The organism is Haladaptatus caseinilyticus (genome assembly GCF_026248685.1).
GTDB classification, from domain to species: domain Archaea; phylum Halobacteriota; class Halobacteria; order Halobacteriales; family Haladaptataceae; genus Haladaptatus; species Haladaptatus caseinilyticus.
Map to the genome: position 1 here is coordinate 514,546 of NZ_CP111041.1, position 17,374 is coordinate 531,919.

At 51.8% G+C, this 17,374-nt stretch carries 10 protein-coding genes; 4 read left to right on the forward strand and 6 right to left on the reverse strand.

The window, feature by feature from the left end; genetic code table 11:
• Nucleotides 1-393 precede the first annotated feature (393 nt).
• The 4 genes from OOF89_RS22360 to OOF89_RS22375 form a co-directional block, all read right to left on the reverse strand.
• Nucleotides 394-1,167, reverse strand: a complete 774-nt coding sequence (locus OOF89_RS22360) for a TrmB family transcriptional regulator (protein WP_266082212.1) — start codon at nucleotides 1,165-1,167, stop codon at nucleotides 394-396.
• The gene (locus OOF89_RS22365) at nucleotides 1,160-4,921 is read right to left on the reverse strand and encodes an MMPL family transporter (protein ID WP_407661668.1); all 3,762 of its coding nucleotides are present in this window, start codon (nucleotides 4,919-4,921) and stop codon (nucleotides 1,160-1,162) included. The genes OOF89_RS22360 and OOF89_RS22365 overlap by 8 nt, the downstream gene beginning before the upstream one ends.
• Before the next feature lie 698 nt (nucleotides 4,922-5,619).
• Nucleotides 5,620-6,834 carry a glycoside hydrolase 5 family protein gene (locus OOF89_RS22370; protein WP_266082216.1) on the reverse strand — a complete coding sequence of 405 codons (1,215 nt, stop codon included), beginning with the start codon at nucleotides 6,832-6,834 and terminating at the stop codon, nucleotides 5,620-5,622.
• 79 nt (nucleotides 6,835-6,913) lie between these two features.
• Complete coding sequence (locus OOF89_RS22375; RefSeq protein WP_266082218.1) at nucleotides 6,914-8,530, reverse strand: glycosyltransferase family protein; 1,617 nt, start codon at nucleotides 8,528-8,530, stop codon at nucleotides 6,914-6,916.
• 202 nt (nucleotides 8,531-8,732) lie between these two features.
• On the opposite strand from OOF89_RS22375, the gene OOF89_RS22380 reads away from it, so the two are divergent.
• The gene (locus OOF89_RS22380; RefSeq protein WP_266082220.1) at nucleotides 8,733-10,382 is read left to right on the forward strand and encodes a hypothetical protein; all 1,650 of its coding nucleotides are present in this window, start codon (nucleotides 8,733-8,735) and stop codon (nucleotides 10,380-10,382) included.
• A gap of 8 nt (nucleotides 10,383-10,390) precedes the next feature.
• Here OOF89_RS22380 and OOF89_RS22385 read toward each other — a convergent pair whose 3' ends face one another.
• Complete coding sequence (locus tag OOF89_RS22385; protein ID WP_266082222.1) at nucleotides 10,391-11,650, reverse strand: ABC transporter substrate-binding protein; 1,260 nt, start codon at nucleotides 11,648-11,650, stop codon at nucleotides 10,391-10,393.
• Nucleotides 11,651-11,836: 186 nt separating this feature from the next.
• Nucleotides 11,837-13,408, reverse strand: a complete 1,572-nt coding sequence (locus tag OOF89_RS22390; RefSeq protein WP_266082224.1) for a homing endonuclease associated repeat-containing protein — start codon at nucleotides 13,406-13,408, stop codon at nucleotides 11,837-11,839.
• Between the two features lie 308 nt (nucleotides 13,409-13,716).
• On the opposite strand from OOF89_RS22390, the gene OOF89_RS22395 reads away from it, so the two are divergent.
• The 3 genes from OOF89_RS22395 to OOF89_RS22405 are packed head-to-tail and all read left to right on the forward strand — an operon-like array spanning nucleotide 13,717 to nucleotide 17,364.
• Nucleotides 13,717-15,333: an ABC transporter substrate-binding protein gene (locus tag OOF89_RS22395; protein WP_266082226.1), complete on the forward strand. Its 1,617-nt coding sequence runs from the start codon at nucleotides 13,717-13,719 to the stop codon at nucleotides 15,331-15,333.
• A gap of 40 nt (nucleotides 15,334-15,373) precedes the next feature.
• Nucleotides 15,374-16,372, forward strand: a complete 999-nt coding sequence (locus OOF89_RS22400; protein ID WP_266082228.1) for an ABC transporter permease — start codon at nucleotides 15,374-15,376, stop codon at nucleotides 16,370-16,372.
• A 2-nt stretch (nucleotides 16,373-16,374) separates the two neighbouring features.
• Nucleotides 16,375-17,364 (forward strand): ABC transporter permease, encoded by a 990-nt coding sequence (locus OOF89_RS22405; RefSeq protein ID WP_266082230.1) that lies wholly within the window; start codon nucleotides 16,375-16,377, stop codon nucleotides 17,362-17,364.
• Nucleotides 17,365-17,374 lie beyond the last annotated feature (10 nt).

Consider the following 17,374-nt stretch of genomic DNA (forward strand, 5'->3'; position numbering starts at 1 on the left):
CGTGAATAATGGATGGATTGGAACGAGATGACCGATGGAACGTCGAGTTATCCCCGAGATAACGTCCACGTTCGGTTTTCTTCTTTCATGTCGGCCAGGTATTCATCGAGTGCGGACTGCATACCGATGAATAAACCGCATAAGAATATGACCGCCGCTGGTGTTCGGGGTCCAGAGCGCGATTTTTTCGAACGGATTCGAAATGACAGATTCATCATTAGGACCGATACCCCTTCTACCAACGACTGAAACTCCCCTCGTCCTATTTTGGGATAGTTACCGAACGCATTCGTCATTTATAGCACTGGCCTCGGCATCCGATCTCCGAATCACGAAACTCATCCGTTGCTCAGATTCTCAACCGGTTATATTGGTTCACATCCTCCGCAAAGGTCACGTCTCCATGAATTTTGAGAACCAAGTCTCTAGAAGGCCAGTAAGGATACTGGCAAACCCAGTCCCGTCACTCCAAAAGGCGACCTCGTTTTGATTTTCGTCATGAATCGGGACGAGCACGCTCATGAGAATGACATCCGAATCGATCGCCAGAACCCGGCCACTCCGGTCGTTGTTGTCCGGTTTCATCGGGAATTGTGACGCTTCGAGACCACGCTCTTCAAACAGCTCACACACGTCGGGGTTTCCGCTCGTGATGAAAACGTCAATACCGTCATCTCGTGCCTTCGAAAGTGCCGTTATCACGTTCTCGTCCAGCATCATTGGATCACGAGCACCAAAGATTATTCGGCTATTCGCGTTGCTGATGAGTTGAGCGACACGATCGTTGATCGTCTCCTGCCCTTTTATCGTCCAAATGTCCTCTTGCGTTTCCGTTTCGTCTATTGGCTGTTGTTGCAGGGAGTCGAGTGCCTCGAAAGCTCGATCCTGCTCACGTTCGATTTCGGCCTGTAGATGTGCACGCGCCTCATCGAGTCCCACAGCGCGGAATTGGCGGGGGTTGGATTGCTGAACATCTACGAGTCCTAATTTTTCTAACCCTTCGGCGGCGCCGTACACCTGTGAACGAGGCACATCGCTGTTTTGGCTGATTTCACTTGCAGTCGCCTTTTCGATCGGCTGCAAGGCACAGAAGACCTGAGCCTCGTACTTAGAGAGTCCAAGTCGCTGTAATGCAGCTATCGCGTCGGCTTCCGTCGAATCAGTCATTTGTTGTTCCCACATCATCCATCGTAGATTTGTCTATCGGTCCGGATGTTATCGTCCCGCCCGGACCTAAGTACCGAGTCCAAAGGGCGAGTAAACTGGGTAGCACGAACACACTCGCAAGGAACGAGTAGATGATCGTGAGACCCGTGATGATCCCGAATTGCTGAAGCGGGGGCAGGATGGCGAACACGAGAACACCGAAGCCACCAACGGTAGTCGCAGCACTACCTAGAAGTGCCCCACCGGTTCCGGTAACGCTCTTTCGCATCGCAACCCATACTGATTCTTGTTCATCGAGTTCGTGGATATAACGCTCGCTGAGGTGGATACTGTACGCGATTCCCAATCCAACAGTCAAACTCGTGATCAGTCCAGTAATCACGTTGAACGAAATTCCGAGAACGTACATCGTCCCAAGAATCCAGGAAACACTGAATGCCACCGGGAGCATCGTGATGAATCCGAGCGTCGCACTGCCGTGGAGGAAGTAATATGTGATCATCAAGAAGATGAACGTCGCTCCAAGCGTGATAAGGAGACTTTCGATGACGGAGTTGAGCAGTTGATCTTGTACGATTTTGAATATGATCGGCTGCCCCGTCGCAACGGCGCTGAGACTACTGTCTTGTTCGATCGTCCCGGCGACTGCATTCATCTGTTCACTGACTGCGCCACCGCTTGCGCTTCCTTTGACCGAGACAGTCATGTGAATTGCCTTATACTGACCATTGTCAGTTCGGTAGAGAACACCTTTCGCTTGGTCCGGTGCAACCGTATACAGTTTATCGTAGACTCCCTTCAGATTCCGATCAGGGACACCATCATCGTTCGTATCTGCATTCTCGAATGTCGTTGCAAACGAATCGTTCTGGTTCGCAACGGATTCCATGACGGAGAGTGGACTATCGATGTCGGGCTCTCCACTTGAAAGAACGACGGTCGTATCTTTCTTGGCTGCTTCGTTTTCGGCTTTTTCGATCGTTTCGAGCGTCGTCGGTTCGGTTACATCCCCGCGTATCAGTATTTCCGCATTGGAATCCTGACGCAGGAAATTGTTGTTCACGTAATCCAGCGAGGATTTTACCGTATACTCACCGGGAGCGAAGGGCTCCGGCAATTCGGTCATCACACCTGACGGATCGCTCGCTAGGAAATCCTCCTGTGAGAAGCTCGTATCGACTTGTGCTGCACCAGCACCGCCGAGGACGGTGAGAATCACGGCGATAGCGAGTACGACGCGCGGTGCTTTGCGAGCGGCCGTTGCGCCACCAGCAAGCGCCGTACCAAGTCGCCCTCCACCGGTTCCGAACGCTCGTTTCTCTCGGTTCCAACCACGAGATTCTAGAACCGAGTCGAGTTCGGTTTTGAGAGCTGGAATCAATACGCCGAAGATGATCAGTGCGGCCGTAATTCCCACCGAGCTAACGATACCGAACTGGCGAATCGGGGGCACGTCACTGACGAGGTTCGAAAGGAACCCAATCACGGCAGTAACGGTCACGAGAATCAACGCGATTCCAAGGCTCGATAGTGTGACCTTCATCGACTGTTCGACACCCTCAGTCCGACCACGCTCTTCGCGGTGGCGCATGAAGACGTGGATGGCGTAGTCGATCGAAAGTCCGATAAGCAATACCGGAACCGCAATGAAGATCTGATTGAAGTTGATACCTGCCCAACCCATGAAGCCGAACGTCCATACGAGAACGAGACCGATACCGAAGAGTCCCAAAATGATATCGAGAAGGTCTCGGTAGGCAAATACCAAAACGCCGAGAACGAATATCACCGCAAGGGGACCCACGATGAGGATACTATCGCTCATCGATCTCTGGGTCTCGTCCGAAATAATACCGCTACCGAAGACGAGGACACTCGACTGTTTCGTGTCGAACTGCTCATTCGCAATCGCCTGCATGGCAAGCTGCGAATTCATGATTCGGTCGCTCGACGTCTGACTACTGCTGATTTCACCCTTCGCCCGTTGAGTAACGACGATCATCGTCGCGTTCGCGTCCGTACTCCCTGCCTCGTAGCTGGTGGGCATGAAGGCGAACGCACTACTCTCACTAGTACCTGTACCACCTAAACTAGAGTTTTCCGCAAGAACCGTCGTGGTTGCGTTGTCAATTTCCGATTGGTTGTGCGACTCGAGGATCGACAGTTGCTCGGAGAGTGTAAGGTTGGGCCGCTCTTGAAGGGCCTGCTGGTCGTTCTTTAGCTCGTTACCGTCCGCTTTGAGCTCTTCCTGAGCGTCTCTGAACTCCGCAAACTGTTCTTGGAGCTGTTGGCCTTCTTTTTTGAGCTGCTCGGAATCGTTCTCCAACTCATTTTGTGCTGTTTTCAGTTCTTCCGATTCCGTTTCGAGCTCCCGTGAGTCTTCCTTGAGTTGCTGGCTTCGCTCTTTGAGTCGCTGTGATTCCGCTTCGAGCTCGGCCTGTTTTTGTTCCAGTTCCTGTTGGTCTTGTTTGAGCTGAGTGGACTCCTGCTGTAATTTCGCCCCTTTTTGGTGTAGTTCATCCGATCTGTTTTCAAGTTCAGCACGTTCCGCCTGCAACTGCTCTGCTTTGTCTTGGAGCTGCTGAGACTGTTGTTCGAGCTCTGCTCGATCCGACTTTAGCTCGGCTGCCTGCTGTTCGAGCTGTTGGGCATCTTCCTCGAGTTCTTCGCGATCTTGCTGAAGTGCAGCCGATTCGATTCCAAGCTGAGTCAGGTCAGCAGCCAATTCGGCTTGTTCCTCTCGAAGTGAGTCAAGACGCTGTTTATACTCGGTATCGTTGATCGTGCCGTTTTGGTATGCCTCTTCGATCGCAGTTCTCCGCTGTTGCAAACTCTCGTTACGCGCCGCGAGCTCCTGTCGGGTTTGGTTAATCTCTTGTGCACGCGACTGCAGGTCCACCTGGCGTCGTTCGAGTTCGGACCGACTCTGATTGAGTGCTTGAGCACGCTGCTTTAGCTTATTGCTCCGGTTTTGAAGTTGTGCCTTACTCTCGTTCAGTTGTTGAGCTTGTTCTTGTAGCTCTTGACCGTCTGCTTGGAGTTGGGCTTTGCTTTGGTTGAGTTCGTCAGAGCGCTCCTGGAGTCGTTGTGCACGTTGCTGTAGTTCTTCACCCTCGTTCTTGAGTTTCTTAGCGCGCTGTTGAAGCTCCTGTTTACTCCGGTTGAGTTGGTTGGAACGTTGTTGCAGTTCCTCCCCACGTGCTTGGAGGTCCGCCCCTCGTTCTTTGAGTCGCTCACCCCGTTGTTCGAGTTCTTTTTTGCTTTCGTTGAGCCGTTCCGATCGGTTCTGAAGTTGTTTACCCCATTCGGAAAGGTTCTTTTTTCGTTGTTGGAGGCGCTCAGCACGGGATCTAAGACTACTCACTTTGTCCACTTGAGAAGTGGTCATAGCGATGATGTTTGCTATCCCGATCGTCGGAGAGCCGCTGGTAAGTGTTTGGTTTACCGTATTATTATTTCGCAGTTTTTGCTGTAATTTTATTTGGTTTTTAAGCGATTCCTTGGAGAGTGTATTATTATTCCGGACGATTATTTGAACGCTAGTCGTATTATCCGATCCAGTTGAGAAGTTCTCATTAATGTAACTCTGGGCTTTGGCTGCTGAACTGCTATCACTCTGGAACGAATCGAGCGAAGACGATTGACCAACCATCGATGCCCCTGATCCGAGGATCAAGGAAAAGACCAAGAGGAATATAATGAGTAGACGACTGTGTCCGATTATCCCATTGCCGAGTTTCTCAGGTAGTGACATACTCACCACATGTTATCAGGGACTTCAACTTTGTTTGTAGCAAACTACTCACAACCATTGTCGTTATTCACATACTCACAAGATAGTCATATTCTTTCCGGATTTCGAACATTATTTCGCTCATGTGATAATAATATCCGATACAGCCGCTATTCGGCCCAGAGATGCCAGAAAAACCAAAATACGTTTGAACATATTTTCAACCACTCTATATTTTTTAATCAATTTCCCCGCCCAAAAGGGAGGATTAGAATCGATTTTTCGTTCCATTTGTTGGCGTGAATCTGTGAATGCTAGCGTCTATTTTATCATCATTATGACTATTTCAGCAACCGATTTGTACTGTTAGCTGTCGTGGTCGATTGGAGATCGACACTTACTCGGCTCGAACGTCGAATTTGGGAATAGCCAGCGACGTCACTTACTCTGTGGTAGTGAGCCCGATCAAGCTTCTCCGTGATTCGTTTGTATGTCGTCTTCCCGTTCAGTGCTCGATGTTCTGTCGGTAGAGAGCGTAAATGAACGAATTGTTCGAATGAGCGATGTCCCGGTATTGACCGTCCACCAGCGCCGAAGTTGGCTCGCTCGAAGCTCTGTAAATCGGATCGAGAAGAGTAGTGATTCGCGGGAGGTATTGACACCCTCTCGTTCTTGCTCCCGTCGAGGATGTTGCTCAATTTCGGTAGAGACGAAATAAATCACCGCGGATACGGTCCGGATCGTGGGTACTCCGAAGGCAGTAGTTCGGTCGTCCAGTCCGGATACTCCCGTCGTTCGGTTCCCTCGAACGAGGAGTTACCGGACATCGCTGTAATCGCTCGAGCGTCATCCAAGCTCCAGACGGCACCGTCCTCGTGAAAGAGCCCGTTGATCATCCCCTGCTGGCGGAAGTGTAGTTCGGAGGCCGGTCGTAGCATAAGCGACCAAAAGAAGTTGCCGATATTTGCTGTCCGGATGACTCTGGCCATCGATGAATAGTCTGGAAACCGTGTATCGCCATCGAGTTCGGCAAAGAACGAACCACCCGGCCGAATTCGTTGCCATTCGGACAGCCACACGGAGGTTTCGTATTCGGATTGGATATGTTTCGCTTGTCGAAGCGTTCGGCGAAAATGGGACGGCGATTCCGCGAAATTATAATGAAATTGCAAGACGTCCATTCCCCACTCCAAGTAGTCGGTATTGTTGGTGAGACTCGTGGAACCGATCGTCAGCGGGATCGAACCACGTTGGAGGGTGAACAGTTCGGACATCGCTTTGACGAAGCGTCGGCGTTCGGGTCTCCAACCCGGTTCGTTCGAGAGCTCGATCGCAAGCAATCGGTCGTCGTCATTGTATCGCCTCATAAACCACTGGATGAAATCCCGAGGGTTGTTCCAGAGCGCTGGATTCCGCATCGTCCGTGTCGAGGGGGAAAACGTTTGTACCCCCGAATGGAGATCGGAACCAAGCAAGTTATCCAGCGTCGGTTCCTCGCCGATACTGTCGAAAAGCCCGAGCAAAACACGGAGACCGTACGAATCCGCGGTCTCCAAAAAATGCTCTAGTTTCTCGCCGTGTGCGTCGCGATCTTCGAGCCAATACTCGTAGCTAAGCCACGTTCGAATCGAATTCAAATTCAGGCGTGCTGCGTAGCCGAGATCACGCTCGATGACATCGGGATCATACTCCCGCCACATTTGATATCGATTGAACGCGCGTGTCGGTACGTAGACGGCACCGCGAACATCGACAGGGCCAGGATTCGAAGCCTGAGATCGATGGGGCGATGAACCGGTCGAAGGCCGTGGTGAGGATGCTTGTTTCGAACCGCCATCGTCAGTCACATGGCGAACCGTACCTACAGCGGAACCGGCGGTACATGCCGTTGCACTTGCTTCGAGAAACCGACGGCGACTAAGCCAATCATCCATTCCTAGAGAAGCGATAGTGGAGTCGAATTATAAAGACTGTTGTCGAGAAAAATGTAATAAACGAGTATTTCTTCGACACTCAATTCGTACCGACAGTTCGAACGACGAGTACGCCTTCGTTCTCGTGTACGATTCGATATCGATCGCTTCGTTCGAGTGAGCGATACATCTCGCTAGTTTGGAAGGCAGTCTGTCCCCGAACCGTATACTGCCCTTTCGGGATGTAGAGATAGTCCGGTTGTTTGGGCTGCGTCTGGAGATTGGCCGTCAAACACTGCGCAGTGTGACACTCAGAGAGAGTGATATAGGAATCCTTCTGGTACTGATATGCCTCCGGTGTTTTCCACTCGACGCCCCACGGACCGACCAGAATCGTCCGATCTGAGAAATACGGAAACCATTCCGCGGCATCGCCGAGAACCACGAACTGTGCATCGGATTCCGTCTCCGACCGTGCCCAGGCCATCGCTTCGGTGTCTTCGTGATCGATAAACGCTGGCATCGACGATTGGCTTGCTACCGAGTACCCACCGACGTACATGACACCAAGGCATGCGAGCAATCCGAGTATGAGCGCCGGAACAACGACGTGTGATGTGACCGTCCGATGTGAATTCCGAAATCGGGCGTGGATCACTGGCACGATATCGGTCAGCCCGACGGCGATAATCATAACACCGGGGATGAACGCGAACCGTATCTCGTCCATCAAAAAAACAGCGGCCACGAACCAAGCGGGAAGGAAATACTGTCGTCTGGTAACTACGTAGTAGATTCCAAGACAGAGGAGTACATACCACAAAGCAGCGGCAGGGAAGCTAACAAAGGGGTCATCGAGACGTTCGAAAAACATCATCACTCCAGCACCCAACCCACCGTGGGTACCAGCCGCTGATGTGAAAACGGAAAATCCATGCGACGTAACGACCTGTACGATCCAGGGACTAGCGATCATCAGACCACCTCCAGCGACGATACTCCCACTGAGTAACCCCCTGATCGACCGATCCTCGATGAGGAAAAAGAGGAGGTAACTCACGCCGAAAAAGACGGAATATGTCGGGTGTGTCAAAATTATTGCACCGAAGAGTATCAATGCAGCGAACAGTGTAGATCGTCGTCCGTGACGGAATAATCGAATGCCAACGTAGAGTCCCGAAAGGAGAATCAAGAAAGCTGGCGCACGAACGATTCCGCCCGCCGAGAGATGCCACTGAAGCAGCATGGGAGTGATGGTAGCGATAAGGGCTGCAATCCCCGCTCGCCTCGGCGATGGAAGAAATTCGCGAGCGAGGAAATAGTACGGAACGAATGCGATGGAGGTGACAAGTGCAGGAATCGCACGCGTGATTACGAGTGGGGGAACACCGGCCTCGAGGAGCAGCGCGGTAGCGTAGAATGCGAGTGGAGGATACGCGAAGGGAACACCGCTGGAAGTATATCCGGCCACGTGTGTTGGAAGCGCATAGTTTTGGCTCGCGATGGTTTCGGCCGTTTTGAGGAAAAGTCCAGCACCGTACGCCGGATATGGGTGTGTAACGAGATAGACACCGCTCATCAAAAGGGAAGTAGTGAAAATGAAGACGATCCGGCGATGTCCACTAAAGAGGGTGGACAAGAAGCCTTCATAGAGTCTGCTGAAAACAGTCTCCACTCGGTCACCATAGTTATCAGTATTCGTTCTTGTGTTACTCATTATGAATACTCGTCAGTGATTTATATAGGATCCCCTAATCGTAATAGGGGTTGTGGCCACCATGGCTATCACTTAAGTAGCACGCGCCGAATAAGGTATGGAATAAAGTAAGTTAATAGTATTGATCACCACAAGGAATTCCATAACATAGAAGATGGTGCCACGATTACTGAAAATTTGACTCAACTAAACGGTCTTCAAGATGCAAATTGATTTATTTACCTCAGAACGCGAATATGAGAATATAAACGAATGGCTACTGGAGTACCTCTGGCTTACGCCTGCTCTTTTCATCTCCATTCTGGCATACAGTAGCTACCTCGCAACGCATCAGTTTCCAGCCTTCGGAGGTGGACTCTTCCTCTCGATTTCTGAACAGATAGCGAACAACGGATATCAGTTCCCTCGCATTGTGCCCCAATACACAGCAAACGGAGTTCCGTTTGCGTATCCCCCGTTGGTTTTCTACACGCTTTCGGCTCTCCATGGAGTCCTCGGTGTCGATTTGTTCGTCCTCACTCGTTATCTCCCGGGAGTGATCACTATCGCGAGTTTGATTCCGTTTTATCTGCTTTCCAAATCACTGCTCCAAACTCCTAAACGGGCAGGCTTGGCGAGTTTCGTTCTCGCAGTGACGCCGGCATTCGTTCGATGGCACTTTTCCGCAGGTGGTATCGTTCGAGCACCGGCGTTTTTCTTTTCGCTCGCTGGATTGTACACGGCGTTGCGTCTCTTCAAAACAGGTTCACGTCGCTGGATCGTTCCGACGATCGTCTGGTTTACGTTGACCGCACTAACCCACCCGGAGTATACCGTCTTTCTTACCATCGGTATCGCCGTCTTTACTGTGAGGTACGCACCAACAGTTCGGGGATTCACGGACGCGGCCCTCGTCGGGATCTTTGGCGTTGTTCTGACTGTCCCCTGGTGGGGCAGGATCATCTCCATCTATAGCCTCGATAACCTCGTTTCAGCATCGAGTTCACACGGTGGTCTCGGAGGCGGCCTTGGAGTAGTAGTGAATGCTTTTGTCACACGACAGCCGTTATCAGGGGGGATTTCACCGTCTCCAAATATCTATGGAGTGGTTCTTCTTTCGCTGTGGTATGCAATTCCCGCTGTTGGAGTCGTGTATTTACTCTCCGACCGTCGGTTCTTTCTCCCGTTCTGGCTTCTCCTCGTCGGAGGGATGACCGCAGAAACCCGATTCATCGCCGTAATTGGGTCACTGGTGACGGCCGTGTTTGTTCTCGATGGTGCCGTGCCTTGGATTGCACAGCGGATAGAACCAGTCCTCTCCCGACAACACACACTGACTGCGGTTCTCCTGGTGCTTTCGCTCCTTGGGGCAAACATCACGACATTGTACGTCGCCGGGGCAGTGAACGAGTATGAGGGGAGCAATTCGATGCCTTCGTTCATCGATGAACAGGATTACGACGCGATGCAGTGGGTACAACGAAATATCGATCCATCCGCCGAATTCATGGTCGTCGGCGATGCCGCGGAATGGTTCCCGTATTTAGCGAATCGGACGAACGTCGTCGGCCCATGGGGTGTCGAATGGGAACGTAGTTCGGTAGCATATCAGTGGCAACACACGGCATATCAGCGAATTTCGACAACCACGAATATCGATGACCTGAACAAAAACATCGCGCTTACCGAGACGAATCCGGACTACATCTACGTGCCGAAAGGCGTCTATACGGTTTACGGGCGCAAGCACAAGCAACAACGAGCGTTTATTACGGAACTTAATCGATCCGACGAGTATCGACAAGTATACCAAAATCGAGGCGTCGTCATCTACGAACGGAAGACAGACGTATCCACCTCAGATGGTGGATAAGATATCGTTCATTCAAACAGTGATAGAATCGTCTGTGTCGCCTGTTCAACATCCCAAGTCGAGGTGAATTCTCGCATCGCATTGGTCAGACTAGCCCGCGATGCAGGTGGAATCGCCAGTCCATGTGCTATCGACGGAAGTTGTGTCTTTGTGTTTCGAAACTGTTCAATTTGACGACGGAAGAAGGGATCGTATTCCGATTTCGGCACGTCTTTTCTCGGCGGAATCGAACCTCGGGTCTGCGTAAATTGCTGTTGCGCTTCGACCGAACCAACGTATTGTAGAAATTCGGGAAGTGCCGTTTCGGCTGAACTGTTCTTCGGGAATGGAAACGAATCCATACTCAGCAGGTACCGATCTTCCGTCCCAGGAAACGCGACAGAGTTCCAATCGGTTTCGAACGCGAAATCGTCGGTCCGAAACTCCGCTACAGCCCAATCACCTTGGTGAAAAAAGGCAACGTTCCCGTTTTGAAACTGTTTTGCTGCTTCGCGCCAGTTACTCGAAACGATACCGTCAGGGGACTGTTCATGATACGCATCGACAAGACGAAGCGACTCCTTCACCGCTCGTTCGTTCGACCGCACCTGCTCGTTGACGATAGACTGGTGCGTTTGTAAACCGGATTCACCCAACAACACCGACTCCCAGAGTTCTAGCGTCGGCCAGACGTTTTTTGTTGCGTGTACGACTCCTTTGTGGTCGGTCGTCCCTTCGATTAATTTCACGGTATCCACCAGCGCACGCGGTGTCCGAATGGAGCGTGGGTCGATACCTACCTCGTCCAATATTTCGACGTTATAGAAAAGGTTGTTTAGACGGTGGATACTTAGCGGAACGGCAACGAACGATTCGTCGATCCTGGACAGTCGTTTCGATATCGATGAAAATTCGTCCCACTCCATCTCTCGTAACTCGACCGCGTTCTGGAGACCCTGGAGTACCCCTGCATCCACGTACGTTCGGAGGTTTTGCCCCGACCAAGATTGCCACGAGTCAGGGGGATTATCGTCGATAATTCGCTTTTTCACGGTCGTTTGTAGATCGCCGCCCCCTCGACCAGCGATCGCCTGTTCGTCGATTTTTACATCAGGATGAAGATCCTGAAAACTGTCAAAGAGCGCAGTAACTGCATCTTTTTCGGCGTCCCGAGTCCAGGAATGCTGAATTTCGAGCGACTGCGGTTCGTCTTCCGCTTCTTGCTGCGTCGTCGTCTTTTCAACGTCGTTCTGATCGGAGGAGCAACCGGCAAGACTCACGATACCCATTACGCTCGCTGCAGCCGACTTGAGGCACACACGGCGCGTATACATAGAAGCTATTGATTAGATAGACGGTTGCTACTGTATTAAACTTCCATTTTGATCGGGCAGGGTTGTAGCCGATTTCGTGACCCACTCTCCGCTAGAGGGAGAATACCTCATCAAGAAATCAGAATGGATCGAGCCAGTCGTTCATCCGGTGATGTGGTCGGCAAGGATCGTGAGACTATCTGTGGTTATTTGGAACGCCAATCTACGCTCTTTCGTCTCGACGTTAATAGCGCCGGTTGATTTCGTGAGCCGAATATCGTTGCATTCTGCGGTATCAAAGTCACACTCGTTGAATTCTAATGAACGTTTCAGGTAAAGGAGGGAGCCAGGGACGAGAATGTCTAGCTCGGAGAGTAGCGTAGCGAATCTCTCGAACGCGATTTCTTTGTAGTCCTCTCGGTCTAGTATGTCCTCTTCGAACGTAACGAGCCCGTCATCGTGCACAGCCTCGCATTCGTGTCCGCAATACAGGAGACCATCGTCCGTTATATTACCGATAGCAGCCGTGACGGATTTACAGCAAACGGTGCAGTAACCTCGAATAACTGCGGTTGTTTGCGATCCTGTTTTGAAACCTGCTGTCACGAGCGCACTGTCCCAGGATCCAAACCGATTGTAGTATGTCATCCCAGAAAATGACCCGTGTTCATCCATCTCCTGTCGCTGTGGTAATTGGTTAGACTCGGCAGCTAACCTTCGAAGTTCGACAATGAGTTCATGGTCGGTAATGCTGTCTCCTCGGTATCGTCGAGTCGAGAGTTCTGCAGCCTCCAACGCTGCATTCCACGTGTCGTATCGCTCGATATACGTTCTCGGGCTGTGATCACCGTGGTGCCACATGTCTTTCATAGTCGGCGACCGACCTAGTTTATCGGCAAGTTCGGTCAGATTGCTTCGGAGTGCGTGTTCACTTACTCGAACATTTCCCCCCTGACGTTCGTTACTTGCCTCTAGATCTGCCTCAGCGAGAGCGTTAGACCAGCTATCGAACCGACGTCGATATGTGCCTGCGCTGTACTCACCAAGCTCATTCATTTCAGTCGTTGTCGGTGAGCGACGAAGAACGTCGGCCATTCGGCGGAGTTCGTCGATCAACTCCTGCTTGGAGAGCCCTTTTCGCTCGGAGTGATTATCGGGTGAAAGACCACTCGCCTCGAGTGCGGCCGTCCAGGAACCAAAATGACGATGGTAGGTTGATGCCGAAAATTTCCCTCGTTCGTTCATTTCGGATGCCGTTGGTGATTTACCGATCGAAGTCGCTAGCTCCTCTAGCTCAGCTAATAATTCGTCCTCGGTGATTTTCACGCCGCGTCGATACGGTTCCAATCCTGCTTCGGTTACGGCTTCCTTCCAAGAGCCAAATCGATTTGCGTACGTTGCAGGCGAATGAGGCCCTTGCTCACGCATGAGTCGTTTGCTTGGGGTATTACCAAGCTTTTGTGCGAACTGTTGGAGAGCGGTGAGTAGTTCCGTATCCGAGTAGATACTATCTGACTGGGAATTCGGAGAGAGTCCCGCTGCGGTGATCGCGTCATTCCATGATCCGAATCGGTATTGAAATGTGCTGGCTGAGTATTCGCCATGTTCGTTCATTTCCCGCATACTGGGAGTTTTACCTAGAAGAGAAGTTACCAGATGAATATCTGTAAGTAATTCATCGGTCGGTATACAACCGCACACATCAGTAGTTCCTGACTCGTCATCGTCTACCATGGTACTATTATTATTCAGATGTAATTATATTGGTTTTAATATGTGAATAGTACATCAACTACTATATATAAGGATGTGGGTTAAACTGTAGTTTTCATTCATAACCGTACCAGGAGGGACCGATATTAGTAATTTGTTGTACATGGAAAATAGTATTTGGGCATATATAATTATATACACCTATGGAACAAGGCCTAATTTGAAGCATAGTTCATGAAAACAAATTATCTTTTTTTAAATTATAAATTCTTTTATAGCCTCGATTCGGCGTATGAGAATGTCAATCAAAGACTTTGGAGATCGATGGCATGACAAACAAGCAAAACACACCTGACAAACTCAAACGGCGCCGCCTCCTTCAAGGGGTCGGAGCAATCGGAATCGCCTCACTTGCTGGCTGTAGTGGGAATTCAAACGACGGCAGTAGCCCGAATTCAGGAGGGCAGCAGTCGTCCGGCGGTAAACTGACTCTCGCGCAAGTCAAGAGTCCGCTCGAATTCGATCCGATCGTTCTCAACGATGTTCCATCCACACAGGTGGCTGATCGAGTATTCGAAGGGCTGTACACGTATGACTCCGGCATCAACCTCGTCCCGAAGTTAGCAAAAGGCGAGCCGAAGGTCAAGAACAAGGGGAAGACGTACGTCGTCGAGTTGAAAGAGGGAAGTAAATTCCAGAACGGCGACCCCGTGGCCCCTGAGGACGTGAAATACTCGTTCGAAGCACCAATCAAGGAGGAAACGGAGAACGCCGCGGAGTTGAACATGATCGACTCCATCTCGACGAGTGGAGACCGAACGATTCAGTTCGACCTCAAATACCCGTACGCACCCTTCAACAACGTATTGACGTGGTCCGTTGTTCCCAAGAAGGTTCGCGAGAAGGACAAAAAGAAGTTCAACAAGAAAAAGCCCGTCGGTTCGGGACCCTTCAAATTCGATAGTTGGCAAGAAGGGAAGATGGCCAAAATCTCCCGATGGGAAGATTATTGGGACGAGCCGAAACCGAATCTCGCCGAAGTCGAGTACAAGCCAGTCGAAGAACCGACGACTCGACTGACGAGTTTGCAAACCGGCGAGAGTGACGTTATCGAAGAGATTCCGCCCAAGCTCTGGAAACAAGTCAAGAACATGGGTGATGCGAGCATCGAGTCCACGGTCGGCATGGGCTACTTCTACCTCGCGTTTAACTGCAAGAACGGACCGACGGCCGATCCGAAGGTTCGTGAAGCGATCGACTACTGCTTCGACATGGATCAAGCGGTGTCGAATTTCGTCGAACCAACTGGTGTTCGCCAGTACAGTCCGCTTCCACAGCAGATTTCGAAGCAATGGGAGTTCCCATTAGATAAATGGAAGTCTATTGCGCACGGCAAGAACATCGATAAGGCCAAGCAAATGTTTGATGAAGCGGATTCAGTGCCGGACAACTGGAACGCGAACATCATCGTCCCGCCGGACGACAAGCGCGAACAGTTGGGTGTCACGGTCGCGAACGGCATCAAGGAGGCCGGGTACAACGCCAACGTCCAACGACTGGACTGGGGTGCGTTCCTCGACAAGTACGTCTCGGGTGACCCGAACGATTACAACATGTACACGCTCGGCTGGTCTGGCGGTCCCGACCCCGACGACTTCCTTTATTACTTCTTCACTGAGGAGTCCCACGGAACGACGGATGGTACCTTCTACAACGGTGTCAGTGACAAGGTCGTAGAAGCGCGGAAGAGTCCGGATCACAGCGAACGGAAAAAGTTGTATACGGAGGCCATCACTAAACTGCTAGAAGATCGGGCGCATCTTCCAGCATACAACCTGAAAAACAGCTATGGGATGAAAGACAACGTTCAAGGGTTCGAAGCGCATCCGGTGTTGAGCTTCGCCCTCGCGACGAGCTACACGAACGCCTCCATCGGTTCGCAGTAGCGCTATCCCCCCGTTTCAATAAAAATTATCGATAACATACATGGGAATAATTCGATACACTATTAGTCGTCTGCTACAGGCGATCCCGGTTCTGATCGGTATCGTAACAATAACATTTCTGCTTACGAATGCGATTCCGGGGGACCCCGTTCAGATCATGCTCGGTCCGTCCCCGAGCGCTGAGTTAGTCGAGGAAATCAGGGCACAGTACGGATTAAACCAACCGCTTCCGGTACGATACGTGAACTATCTCACCGCGGTCGCTCAGGGGGACTTCGGTCAGAGTATCTACTACCAGACACCCGTCGTGACGAAGATCATGGAGCGACTACCGGTGACGCTCCTGCTCATGCTCTCTAGTTTCACGTTCGCACTAGTGACGGCCATTCCGCTCGGCATCATCTCCGCGAAGCGTCGGAACCAGCCAACGGACCACATTTCACGTATCGTTGCCCTGTTAGGTGTCAGTACGCCGTCGTTCTGGATTGGCCTGATGCTCATCATCGTCTTCGCGTACCACCTAAACGTACTTCCAGCGACGGGACTGGTCCTCCCGTGGGCGAACCCCAGTTCAGTCGATGGAGCATCATCACAATCCGATGTTCTCTGGGAATCGTTCACCCATCTGCTCTTGCCGACCCTCTCGCTCGGAACCCTTCAAATGGCGGCGATTACCCGAATCGAACGGTCGTCGATGTTGGAGGTTCTTGAGCAAGAGTACGTGAAGTTAGCACGTGCTTATGGTGTTACCGAACGGACGATTCTGCGAAAACACGCCTTCCGCAACGCACAACTCCCGGTCATTACCGTCGTTGGACTCCAACTTACTTCCGCGCTCGGTGGGGCTGTGTTGACCGAGACGGTGTTCAACATCAATGGGATGGGACGGCTCATCATTACGGCGATCAACAATCAGGATTATCCGCTGGTCATGGGAACGACGATTTTCTTCGGCCTGACGTTCGTCATCGGTGTCGTGCTCACAGACCTTTCGTATGCGTACATCGATCCCCGCGTGACCTACGATGAGGTGAACTAACAATGGGAACAAGTGAAGCTACTGCAGAATCAGTCCGGAAACAGAATCAAAGCGATCACCCGGAGAGTGAAGAGAAAATAGAAGCACGCGTCGGCTGGCGATACACGCTCGAACAAATCCGACGAGACACGACTGCGAGAATCGGTCTATATATCATCGGTTTTATCGCGGCGATCGCCGTCTTCGCGTGGATAGACGCAAAATTGCTCGATTACGCCATCGCGAGTCGGTTCTGGTACAATCCCGTGAACGATCCCTCTAACGCCCAAATTCTCCTCCCACCGATCGGGATGGAGAACACGTTTGGGGCCGGGACGATGAAGTATCCGCTTGGAACCGATCACCGCGGCCGCGACATTCTCGTCCGACTCGTCTATGGGACCCGAATCGCTATGCAGGTCGGCATCGTTTCGACCGGCTTCGGGCTCATCGCGGGCACCCTCGTCGGCGCCGTCGCGGGGTATCACGGCGGGTGGATAGACGACGCGCTGATGCGCCTCGTCGAGACGCTTTACGCGATCCCGTTCCTCGTGCTCGTCATCGCGTTCATGGCCGCGTTCGGCCGCGATTTGACCTTTGCCATGATCGGCGTCGGTATCACGACGATACCCGTGTTCGCCCGGCTGATTCGATCGCGCGTGGTCAGCGTACGTGAGGAAGAGTACATCGAGGCGGCACGTGCCGCGGGAGTGCGTGACCGAAACATCATCCTCCGACACGTCATCCCGAACAGCTTCGCACCCGTTCTCGTGCAGGCGACCCTGCAGGTCGGCATCAGCATCCTCATCGTGGCCGGTCTCTCGTTCCTCGGCTTCGGCGCACAACCGCCGACGCCATCGTGGGGCCAGATGCTGAGCCAATCGCGTGGCTACATGCTTCCCGACCCGTGGTTCAGCCTGTGGCCCGGCCTCGCCATTCTCATCACCGTGATAGGGTTCAACCTGCTCGGGGACGGCCTGCGAGACGCGCTCGACCCACGAATAAACAACTAATCAGAAGATA